Raw genomic sequence first — 9,034 nt, 5'->3', positions numbered from 1 at the left:
GATCTATGTCAACCGGGCAGCGGACATGGTCGCCGCGAAGCTGTCGAGCTGGCCGCTTCCGCAGGACGCTACGAAGCTGTTCCCCACCATCGCCGCCTTCGACGCAATCGCCTCGCACTTGTCGTGACCGCTAGATTGATCGCGTGCAGACCATCACGATCAATGCCCCCGGCGGTCCGATCGACGCGCTGCTCAGCGTGCCCGACGGCGCAGGCCCGTGGCCCGGTGTGGTGCTCGTCCACGACGCGATCGGCTACGGCCCGGACAACGAACGGATCTCCCGCCTCGTCGCCGCGGCGGGATACATCGCCGTCACGCCGAACATGTTCGCCCGCGGCGGGCGTGCCCGGTGCATCATCCGTGTCTTCCGGGAACTGCTGACCAAACGCGGCCGTGCGCTCGACGACATCCTCGCCGCCCGCGACCACCTGCTCGGCCTGCCGCAGGCCTCGGGCGCTGTCGGCATCGCAGGCTTCTGCATGGGCGGCCAGTTCGCGCTCCTGATGTCGCCCAAAGGATTTGGTGCATCAGCGCCGTTCTACGGCACCCCGCTGCCGAAAAACCTCAGCGAGACGCTTGACGGCGCCTGCCCGATCGTGGCGAGCTTCGGCGGCCGCGACCCGATCGGTATCGGCGCGGCGCCGAAGCTGCAGAAGGTCGTCGACGAGAAGGACATCGACGCCGACATCAAGGTCTACCCGGGCGCCGGGCACAGCTTCGCCAACAAACTTCCGGCTCAGCCGCTGATCCGCATCGCCGGATTCGGCTACCACGAGGCAGCGGAATCCGACGCCTGGTCACGGGTCTTCGCGTTCTTCGGCGAGCACCTGCACGAGACCGCCGGCTGACCGCCTATTCAGGCAGCCGCAGTTCGGGCTTCTCCACCTCTTCGATGTTCACGTCCTTGAATGTGATCACCCGCACCTGCTTGACGAACCGGGCCGGCCGGTACATGTCCCACACCCAGGCGTCGGCGAGCCGCAGCTCGAAGTACACCTCACCGTCGGCGTTGCGGGGCACCATTTCGACACTGTTTGCCAGGTAGAACCGCCGCTCGGTTTCCACCACGTAGCTGAACTGCCCAACGATGTCCTTGTATTCGCGGTACAGCGAGAGCTCCATCTCGGTTTCGTACTTCTCGAGATCTTCGGCACTCATCGCTTCAACAGTCCTTCGTATTGGTCTAGAAACATTGTCCCCTACCCGACTTCGCCGTGCTGCGCCGGTACGCAGTCGCCTGCGAGCTCCGTAACGACCTTGGTGCCGGTCGGCGTGGCCACCCGGCGGACGTTGATGAACGAGTATCGGTGCTGGCTGCACGGGCCGAGCCGGGCCAGCGCCGCCCCGTGCGCGGGCGTGCTGTAGCCCTTGTGGTCGGCGAAGCCGTAGCCAGGGTGTTCGGCCTCCATCTTCACCATCAGGCGGTCACGGCTGACCTTGGCCAACACGCTCGCGGCGGCGATACAGGCCGCAGCGGCGTCGCCGCCGATCACCGGCAGTGACGGCGCGGGCAGCCCCGGCACCCGGAAGCCGTCGCTGAGCACGTATCCCGGTCGCACCGGCAGTCCTGCGATCGCCCTGCGCATTCCCTCGATGTTGGCCACGTGCACTCCTCGGCGGTCCACCTCGACGGACGGGATGAACACCACGTGATACGCCAGCGCATACCGCCGGATCAGGGGGAAGAGCCGCTCGCGTTCCTTCTCGGTGAGTTTCTTGGAGTCGTCGAGCGCGGCGAGGCTGTCCAGCCGGTTCGGCCCGAGCATGCACGCCGCGACGACGAGCGGTCCGGCACAGGCGCCGCGGCCGACCTCGTCCACACCGGCCACCGGGCCGAGTCCGGAGCGGTACAGCGCCGACTCCAGCGTGCGAAGCCCGGAGGACTTGCGGATCACCGTTCGTGGCGGCCATGTCGCCGGCAAGCTCGCACCCTCCTACTGAGTCTGCGGATCCACCGAGCTAACCCCACCCCATCGCGATGGCGGCCAGGCGATGAACCGTGCCTTACCGATGACGTTCCCCAGTGGAACGGTGCCTGCATTGGGGTCGCCGGTGCACTTGATCCCACTCTGGAAATCGGCTGGGTTGTCAGCGCAGTGCACGCGCGAGTCGGCCGAATGGGTGCGATTGTCGCCCATCACCCACACCCGGCCGTCGGGCACCTTCACCGGCCCGAATTCGAACCCCAGACAGCGGTACTTGTCGGGGTCGGGCACGTTCATCGTCTTCAGGTCGAGGTAGGGCTCCTTGAGCGGCTTTCCGTCGACGGTCAGCCCCGTGTTCTGACGGCATTCGACGGTCTGGCCTCCGGTCGCGATCACCCGCTTGACCAGATCGTTCTCGTCCGGCGGGACGAACCCGACGAACGAGAGCGCATTCTGCACCGCTCGCACCGCGGGGTTGTCCGAGCGGATCGACTTGTACCCGGCATTCCAGTTCGGCGGGCCCTTGAACACCACCACATCTCCCGGCTCGGGCTTGGAGAACCGATAGGTCAGCTTGTCGACCATGATGCGGTCCCCGACACAGCCGGAGCAACCGTGCAGCGTGGGTTCCATCGACTCCGACGGGATGAGATAGGGACGGGCGATGAAGGTCAGCATCAGGTAGTACAAGCCGACCGCGATCACCACCAGAATGACGGCCTCGCGCAGCGCCCCACGCTTGCGCTTCGACTTGTCGGCGGCCTCGGCGGCCTGTTCGTGGACGTCGTCGTCGAGCGTGCGCTCGGATGAGGAGTCTGGGGAGTCCGTGGGTCCGCTCACCGGATCAGCGTATCCGCGACGGGTGGGGCGACGCGTTGAGGAGTCCGGCTATCACTACGAAATAGGGCACCGCGCCACCCGCGTCAAAGCGATCGCTGCGGGTCGCGTGCGACGTCAGCGCTTCTCCTTGATTTTCGCCTTCTTGCCACGAAGTTCGCGCAGGTAATAGAGCTTGGCCCGACGCACGTCACCACGGGTGACGACGTCGATGTGGTCGATGTTCGGCGAGTGCACGGGGAACGTGCGCTCCACGCCGACGCCGTAGCTTTCCTTGCGCACGGTGAAGGTCTCGCGGATGCCACCGCCCTGGCGGCGCAGCACCACGCCCTTGAACACCTGGATGCGCTCCTTGGCGCCCTCGATGACCTTGACGTGCACGTTGATGGTGTCCCCGGCGCTGAAGTCCGGAATGTCGTCGCGCAATGACGACTGATCGACGAAGTCCAACGTGTTCATCGGTGACTCTTCCTTAGCTTTTTGGTGCATCTCGCGACGGACGGCGTGGCCATCCCCGCGTCTCGCACAGACAACTGGTCAATTGTGCCAGACGGGGCCGCATGCAGTGAAATCGCGATTCCGGGCGGGCACGCAGCGCCCCCGCCGACCGGATAGGGTCAATCCTACGGGCGGCCAACGGTCAGCTACACCCGGTCCCGGTGAATCGGATTTCTGGAGGATACCTATGCGTCGGCGGCCATCGAGGCTGGTCGCAGTGGCCGCGGCGGTAGTTGCGCTGACCGGTTGCGAAGCCCGCGTGTACGGCACGCCGCCGCCGGTGGATCCCGATGCGCCTCAGCTGACGGTCGTCGCGCCGCAGGGCCCGCTGGCTCCGCTGCCCGAGGCCGCGCCCGACGAGCCCGCCTCGTCCTTCGACGGCCTGGACGTTCGCACCAAGCAGGCCACGGCCGACGCCGCGGTCGAGGGCGCCGACATCACCGCCGTCGTGCTGGACCGCTCGACCGGGCGGCGGGTGACCAACGGCAACGGCAGAGGCATCGCCATCGCATCGGTGGTCAAGCTGTTCATCGCCGACGATCTGCTGCTGCGGGGTCCGCCACTGTCCCCGGACGACCTCAAATCGTTCCAGTCGATGCTGCGCTCGTCCGACGACAGCGCCGCCGAGGTCTTCTGGAACCGCGGCGGCGGCAGCGCGATCGTCACCCGCGTCGCCGCCCGCTACGGCCTCGAAGGCACCCGGCCACCCAACAATGGCATGTGGTTCAACACCATTAGCACGGCCGCCGACCTGGTGCGCTACTACGACATGATGCTGACCGGCTCAGGCGGCCTGCCCATGGAAAAGGCCAACATGATCGTCGACAACCTGGCGCAGTCCAGCCCCACAGGGATCGACGGCATGATGCCCGGTGGCGTGTACCCGCAGCTGTTCGGCATCCCCGAAGGCCTCTACGCCGAGTCGGTCGCCGTCAAACAGGGCTGGATGTGCTGCATCGGCAGTGACTGGATGCACCTGTCCACCGGAATCGTCGGGGCCGACCACCGCTACGTCATGGCGATCGCGTCGGACCAGCCGGCAAGCGCGGACACGGCAAGGGCCGCCATCACCCAGGCCATCAAGACGATGTTCCCGGGCGGGCGGATCTAGCCAGCTACGTATTAGGCTGGCCTCGCCGGCGGGCGCAGTGTGGCCGCAGTGTAGGCAGGCTCCCGCTCCGCAGTCAGGTTCTGTTTCGAAGGAGAGTTATGCATCGGCGGCCGTCGAGTCGGACGATTGCGACCGCCGTCATTGAGATTGCGGCGCTGCTAGTTGCCGGCTGTGAAGCACGGGGTTACGGCGCACTGCCTACGGATTCGGATACACCGCGGGTGACGGTCATCGCGCCGCTGAGCAATACCGCGCCAGCGCCGGACGCCCCGCCGGACCAGCCCGCCGCAACGTTCGATGGTCTCGACGCGCGGGTTCGCGAGGCCACCGCCGACGCCGCGAATTCCGGGGCCGATATCAAGGTCGTCGTGCTGGACCGCAATACCGGCCAGACCGTGTCGAACGGTGACAACGGCGCATTCCCGATCGCCTCGGTGGTGAAGCTGTTCATCGCCGACGACCTGCTGCTGCAGGAGTCCAAGGGTGAGACGACGCTCTCTCCTGCCGACCGCAACTCACTCGACACCATGCTGCGATCGTCCGACGACGGCGCGGCGCAGAATTTCTGGAACCGCAGCGGCGGCAACGCAGTCATCACCCGTGTCGTGGCGCGGTATGGGTTGACGGGCACGACGGCGCCCTCCGACGGGCAGTGGGACGTCACGCAGAGCACCGCAAGCGATCTGGTCCGCTACTACACCAAGCTGCTCGACGGTACCGGGGGGCTACCGCCCGAACAGGCCAACGTCATCATGGGCAATCTCGCGCAGTCGACGCCGACCGGTAGCGACGGCTATCCGCAACGCTTCGGCATTCCCGAGGGGCTCTATGCCGAGCCCGTCGCGGTCAAGCAGGGCTGGTTCTGCTGCTGGAACGGCGCCAACCAGCTGCATGTGACCACCGGCGTGATCGGGCCAGACCGCCGCTACGTGATGGCGATCGGCTCGCTGGAACCCGACGACGCCGCCGCCGCCCGCGCGACAATGACGCAGGTCGTCAAGACGATGTTCCCCGGCGGGAAGATCTAGTCGATCAGGTCGGGGCGGCGGTCTTTGGTGCGCGCCACCGCCTGTTCCCTTCGCCACGCCGCCACCTTCGCGTGGTCGCCTGAGCGCAGCACGTCCGGCACCTCGAGCCCGCGCCAGCTCGGCGGCCGCGTGTAGCTGGGGCCTTCGAGTAATCCCTCGGAGTGCGAATCTTCCTGATGCGACGCGGGGTTGCCCAGCACGTCGGGAAGCAGACGCACGACCGCCTCGATCATCACCAACGCCGCCGACTCGCCGCCCGGCAACACGTAGTCACCGATCGACACCTCTTCGACGCGCATCCGCTGCGCCGCGTCGTCCATCACGCGCTGGTCGATGCCCTCATAGCGCCCGCAGGCGAACACCAGATGCTGTTCTGCGTTCCAGCGGTGCGCCGTCGACTGCGTGAACAACCGGCCCGCCGGCGACGGAACGACGAGAAGTGTTTCCGGCGAGCAGATTTCGTCGAGCGCCGCTCCCCACACGGGGGCCTTCATCACCATCCCCGGGCCGCCGCCGTACGGCGAGTCGTCGACGGAGCGATGCACGTCGTGTGTCCACCGGCGCAGATCGTGCACCCGTAGGTCCACGATGCCCGCGTCGATCGCCTTGCCGGGCAACGACTGCCGCAACGGGTCCAGGTAGTCGGGAAAGATCGTCACCACGTCGATACGCATGGTCAGTCCAGCTCCAGAAGACCCTGAGGCGGGTCGATCTCGATGGTCTGGCTCTGCAGCGACACCTCGGTGACGATCGCGCCGACGAAGGGCACCAGCACTTCCGCACCGGTCTCCGCGGTCACCGACAGCAGCTCGCCCGCCGCGGTGTGCAGCACTTCTTTGACGGTGCCGACCAGCTGCCCGTCGGTCGTCACGACCCGGAGTCCCTCGAGCTGATGGTCGTAGAACTCGTCGGGATCGTCGATCGGCGGCAGGTCTTCTGTGTCGACGAGAAATACGCTGCCGCGCAACGCTTCCGCCGCAGTCCGGTCAGCGACACCCGCAAGCCGTACCAGCATGCGGCCACTGTGCTCGCGCGCGGAGTCGACGATATACATGCGCTGCGGGCCGCCGCCACGGGGTTGTGCCCGCAATTGCGCGCCGGGCGCGAAACGCGTGTCCGGGTCATCGGTGCGAACCTCGACGACGACTTCGCCGGATACACCGTGCGCCTTGACGACCCGCCCGACCACCAGGTCCATGCGACCGCTACTGGTCGGTGTCCACCACGTCGACGCGGATGCCCCGACCGCCGATGCCTGCGACCAGAGTCCGCAGCGCGGTCGCGGTACGGCCGCCCCTGCCGATGACCTTGCCGAGGTCCTCGGGGTTCACGTGCACCTCGACGGTGCGGCCGCGGCGCGACGTCACCATGTCGACGCGCACGTCGTCCGGGTTGTCCACGATGCCGCGGACCAGGTGCTCGACCGCGTCGACGACGACCGAGCTCACGATTCGTCGGCCTGCTCGGCGGCGGCGGGAGTGGCGTCAGGGCCTTCTGCAGCCGGCTCCGACTCGTCCCTGACGGGCGCGGCATGGGCCTCGATTGCGGCGGCATCCGCTTCGGCCGTCGCCGTGTCGCCCTTGGCGGCCTTTTTGGCAGGCGCCTTCTTCTTCTTCGCCGTGGTGGCCTCGGCGCTGGGGCCGCCGTCGGCCTCGGCGAGCGCTGCGTTGAACAGATCGAGCTTGCTGGGCTTGGGTTCCTTGACCTTCAGCGTGCCCTCCGCGCCGGGCAGACCCTTGAACTTCTGCCAGTCGCCGGTGATCTTCAGCAGGGCCAGCACCGGTTCGGTGGGCTGGGCGCCAACGCCGAGCCAGTACTGAGCGCGATCCGAGTTGATCTCGATCAGGCTCGGGTCTTCCTTCGGGTGGTACCGGCCGATGACCTCGATGGACCTGCCGTCGCGGCGGGTGCGCGCGTCGGCGACGGCGATGCGGTACTGGGGATTGCGGATCTTGCCAAGCCGGGTGAGCTTGATTTTGACAGCCATGGTTGAGCGAATTCTCCTGTGAGTGCCACGCTGCAATTCGGCGATCGCGGGCGGGATGCCCGGATCCGGTTTTGCCTTACGTGTGTGACCGACGCAGGAGCGCCCAGCGAGGAGCCGGAGGCGGATCGCACAGGACGGGTCCTGCGGCAGACAGCCGCCCATTGTGCCAGAACAGCAGCTACCGGGAGAAATCGCGCCCGGTCAGCGGGTGCAGGTACGTGTTGACTAGCGCCCAGGGCGGCTCACAGGATCTTGTCGTAGAGCTTGACCTCGACACGGCGGAACAGCCGCCAGCCGTCGGCGGTGCGGACGAATTCGTCGTCGTACCAGACGCCGACCTGCATGACCTTGGGTTTTTCGCCCTTGAGCACCATCGGGTTGAAACAGAAGGTGCGGGCGGTGGCGGTGTCGCCGGCGAGCCTGATGGCAGGCAGGCCCAGCATGTGGGCGTTTCGCTCGAAGTACGTCGGCAGGGTCTCGGCCAGCCACGCCTTGATCTGCGGGTACTGGCCGTCGATGCCGCCGGTGTCGCGGTAGTCGATGTAGGCGTCCGCGGTGAAGATGTCGTCCAACTCGTCGAACTCGCGGCGGTCGATGGCCTCGGAGTAGCTGATCAGCAGATCCTGCAGTTCGAGGCGGTCAGACATCTCTTCGGCGCTCAGCATGCGTCGATTGAACACCGGAGGTCTGTCCTTCAGCTATGAGGGTTAGGCTGCTCGTTCCATGGGGAGGTTTTTCACCGTCGTCGGCGCGTGCCTGAGCCTGGTTTTCCTGTCCGTCGTGCCGTTGGCCGGGGCGGAGCCGAACATCGCACCTGTCGGCAATGTGGCCGCACCCCCCGACGGGCCCGCGCCCGCATGGATCGTCGCGGACATGGACACCGGCCAGGTGCTGGCCGAGCGTGAGGCGAATATCCCCCACCCACCCGCGAGCACGATCAAGACCCTGCTGGTGCTCACCGTGCTCGACGAGGTGACCGACCTGGACGCGACGGTCGTCGGCACCGAGGCCGACACCCACGTCGAGTGCAGCTGCGCGGGCATCGAGCCGGGCCGCACCTACAGCGCACGCCAGCTTCTCGACGCGATACTGCTGATGTCGGGCAACGACACCGCCAACGCGCTGGCCGACATGATCGGCGGCTACGACACCGCGGTGGCCAAGATGAACGCCAAGGCCGCGGCCATCGGCGCGCTGGGCACTCACGCGTCGACGCCGTCCGGACTGGACGGGCCAGGCGGTTCCGGCGCCACCACTCCGCACGATCTGGCGGTGATCTTCCGTACCGCGATGGCCAATCCGGTGTTCGCACAGATCATCGCGCAGCCCGCCGCGACGTTCCCGACGAAGGCCGGCGACAAGCCGATCGTCAACGACGACGAACTGCTGCACCGTTATCCGGGCACCCTCGGCGGCAAGACCGGGTTCACCGACGCCGCCAAGAAAACGTTCGTCGCGGCCGCCGACCGCGGCGGCCGACGCCTGGTGATCGCCATGATGTACGGGCTGATCAGGGAGGGCGGCCCGACCTACTGGGACCAGGCGATGGGCCTGTTCGACTGGGGCTTCGGCCAGGACCGCCAAATGAGCGTCGCCTCGCTGTAGAGGCTTAATCATCAAAAGTTGTTCATCCGCAATGGATCCGAGA

General features: G+C 66.9%; 13 protein-coding genes. 4 read left to right on the top strand and 9 right to left on the bottom strand.

From position 1 onward, the window contains the following. Positions 1-143 precede the first annotated feature (143 nt). Entirely contained in the window at positions 144-848 is a 705-nt protein-coding gene (locus QOC76_RS17250) for a dienelactone hydrolase family protein (protein ID WP_526358468.1), read from the top strand. Positions 849-852: 4 nt separating this feature from the next. Here the strand turns inward: QOC76_RS17250 and QOC76_RS17245 are convergent, their stop codons facing one another. The 4 genes from QOC76_RS17245 to rplS form a co-directional block, all read right to left on the bottom strand. Beyond that, entirely contained in the window at positions 853-1,158 is a 306-nt protein-coding gene (locus tag QOC76_RS17245) for a DUF2469 domain-containing protein (protein ID WP_066983311.1), read from the bottom strand. A gap of 41 nt (positions 1,159-1,199) precedes the next feature. After that, positions 1,200-1,922 carry a ribonuclease HII gene (locus QOC76_RS17240; protein ID WP_526358466.1) on the bottom strand — a complete coding sequence of 241 codons (723 nt, stop codon included), beginning with the start codon at positions 1,920-1,922 and terminating at the stop codon, positions 1,200-1,202. Between the two features lie 12 nt (positions 1,923-1,934). After that, entirely contained in the window at positions 1,935-2,765 is an 831-nt protein-coding gene (gene lepB / locus QOC76_RS17235; protein WP_526358464.1) for a signal peptidase I, read from the bottom strand. A gap of 114 nt (positions 2,766-2,879) precedes the next feature. After that, a complete protein-coding gene (rplS, locus tag QOC76_RS17230) occupies positions 2,880-3,221 on the bottom strand; it encodes a 50S ribosomal protein L19 (protein ID WP_526358462.1) in 342 nt (113 codons plus the stop codon). A gap of 226 nt (positions 3,222-3,447) precedes the next feature. Between rplS and QOC76_RS17225 the strand changes: the two genes are divergently transcribed. After that, a complete protein-coding gene (locus QOC76_RS17225) occupies positions 3,448-4,371 on the top strand; it encodes a serine hydrolase (RefSeq protein ID WP_526358460.1) in 924 nt (307 codons plus the stop codon). 98 nt (positions 4,372-4,469) lie between these two features. Beyond that, positions 4,470-5,399 (top strand): serine hydrolase, encoded by a 930-nt coding sequence (locus tag QOC76_RS17220; RefSeq protein ID WP_526358458.1) that lies wholly within the window; start codon positions 4,470-4,472, stop codon positions 5,397-5,399. Here QOC76_RS17220 and trmD read toward each other — a convergent pair. From trmD to QOC76_RS17195, 5 genes are all read right to left on the bottom strand, one after another. Continuing rightward, positions 5,396-6,073 carry a tRNA (guanosine(37)-N1)-methyltransferase TrmD gene (gene trmD / locus QOC76_RS17215; RefSeq protein ID WP_526358456.1) on the bottom strand — a complete coding sequence of 226 codons (678 nt, stop codon included), beginning with the start codon at positions 6,071-6,073 and terminating at the stop codon, positions 5,396-5,398. The two genes, QOC76_RS17220 and trmD, sit on opposite strands and share 4 nt — an antisense overlap. Before the next feature lie 2 nt (positions 6,074-6,075). Then, the gene (gene rimM / locus QOC76_RS17210) at positions 6,076-6,597 is read right to left on the bottom strand and encodes a ribosome maturation factor RimM (RefSeq protein WP_526358454.1); all 522 of its coding nucleotides are present in this window, start codon (positions 6,595-6,597) and stop codon (positions 6,076-6,078) included. 7 nt (positions 6,598-6,604) lie between these two features. Beyond that, entirely contained in the window at positions 6,605-6,847 is a 243-nt protein-coding gene (locus tag QOC76_RS17205; RefSeq protein WP_526358452.1) for an RNA-binding protein, read from the bottom strand. Then, positions 6,844-7,386: a 30S ribosomal protein S16 gene (gene rpsP, locus QOC76_RS17200; RefSeq protein WP_526358450.1), complete on the bottom strand. Its 543-nt coding sequence runs from the start codon at positions 7,384-7,386 to the stop codon at positions 6,844-6,846. The genes QOC76_RS17205 and rpsP overlap by 4 nt, the downstream gene beginning before the upstream one ends. Before the next feature lie 242 nt (positions 7,387-7,628). Continuing rightward, positions 7,629-8,051 carry a nuclear transport factor 2 family protein gene (locus QOC76_RS17195; protein ID WP_526358448.1) on the bottom strand — a complete coding sequence of 141 codons (423 nt, stop codon included), beginning with the start codon at positions 8,049-8,051 and terminating at the stop codon, positions 7,629-7,631. 58 nt (positions 8,052-8,109) lie between these two features. Between QOC76_RS17195 and QOC76_RS17190 the strand changes: the two genes are divergently transcribed. Continuing rightward, positions 8,110-8,991, top strand: a complete 882-nt coding sequence (locus tag QOC76_RS17190; protein ID WP_526358446.1) for a D-alanyl-D-alanine carboxypeptidase family protein — start codon at positions 8,110-8,112, stop codon at positions 8,989-8,991. Positions 8,992-9,034: the final 43 nt, after the last annotated feature.

Origin of the sequence: Mycobacterium sp. (assembly GCF_032159565.1) — a bacterium.
Taxonomy (GTDB): Bacteria; Actinomycetota; Actinomycetes; order Mycobacteriales; family Mycobacteriaceae; genus Mycobacterium.
The sequence above is the reverse complement of the archived record's forward strand: the minus strand, read 5'-3'. Positions and strand labels throughout refer to the sequence as shown.

Bases quoted from the DNA above. Each gene is read 5' to 3' on its own strand.
- QOC76_RS17245 (WP_066983311.1), bottom strand. From the start codon at position 1,158: ATGAGTGCCGAAGATCTCGAGAAGTACGAAACCGAGATGGAGCTCTCG.
- rplS (WP_526358462.1), bottom strand. From the start codon at position 3,221: ATGAACACGTTGGACTTCGTCGATCAGTCGTCATTGCGCGACGACATT.
- QOC76_RS17225 (WP_526358460.1), top strand. From the start codon at position 3,448: ATGCGTCGGCGGCCATCGAGGCTGGTCGCAGTGGCCGCGGCGGTAGTT.
- QOC76_RS17220 (WP_526358458.1), top strand. From the start codon at position 4,470: ATGCATCGGCGGCCGTCGAGTCGGACGATTGCGACCGCCGTCATTGAG.
- trmD (WP_526358456.1), bottom strand. From the start codon at position 6,073: ATGCGTATCGACGTGGTGACGATCTTTCCCGACTACCTGGACCCGTTG.
- rimM (WP_526358454.1), bottom strand. From the start codon at position 6,597: ATGGACCTGGTGGTCGGGCGGGTCGTCAAGGCGCACGGTGTATCCGGC.
- rpsP (WP_526358450.1), bottom strand. From the start codon at position 7,386: ATGGCTGTCAAAATCAAGCTCACCCGGCTTGGCAAGATCCGCAATCCC.
- QOC76_RS17195 (WP_526358448.1), bottom strand. From the start codon at position 8,051: ATGCTGAGCGCCGAAGAGATGTCTGACCGCCTCGAACTGCAGGATCTG.
- QOC76_RS17190 (WP_526358446.1), top strand. From the start codon at position 8,110: ATGGGGAGGTTTTTCACCGTCGTCGGCGCGTGCCTGAGCCTGGTTTTC.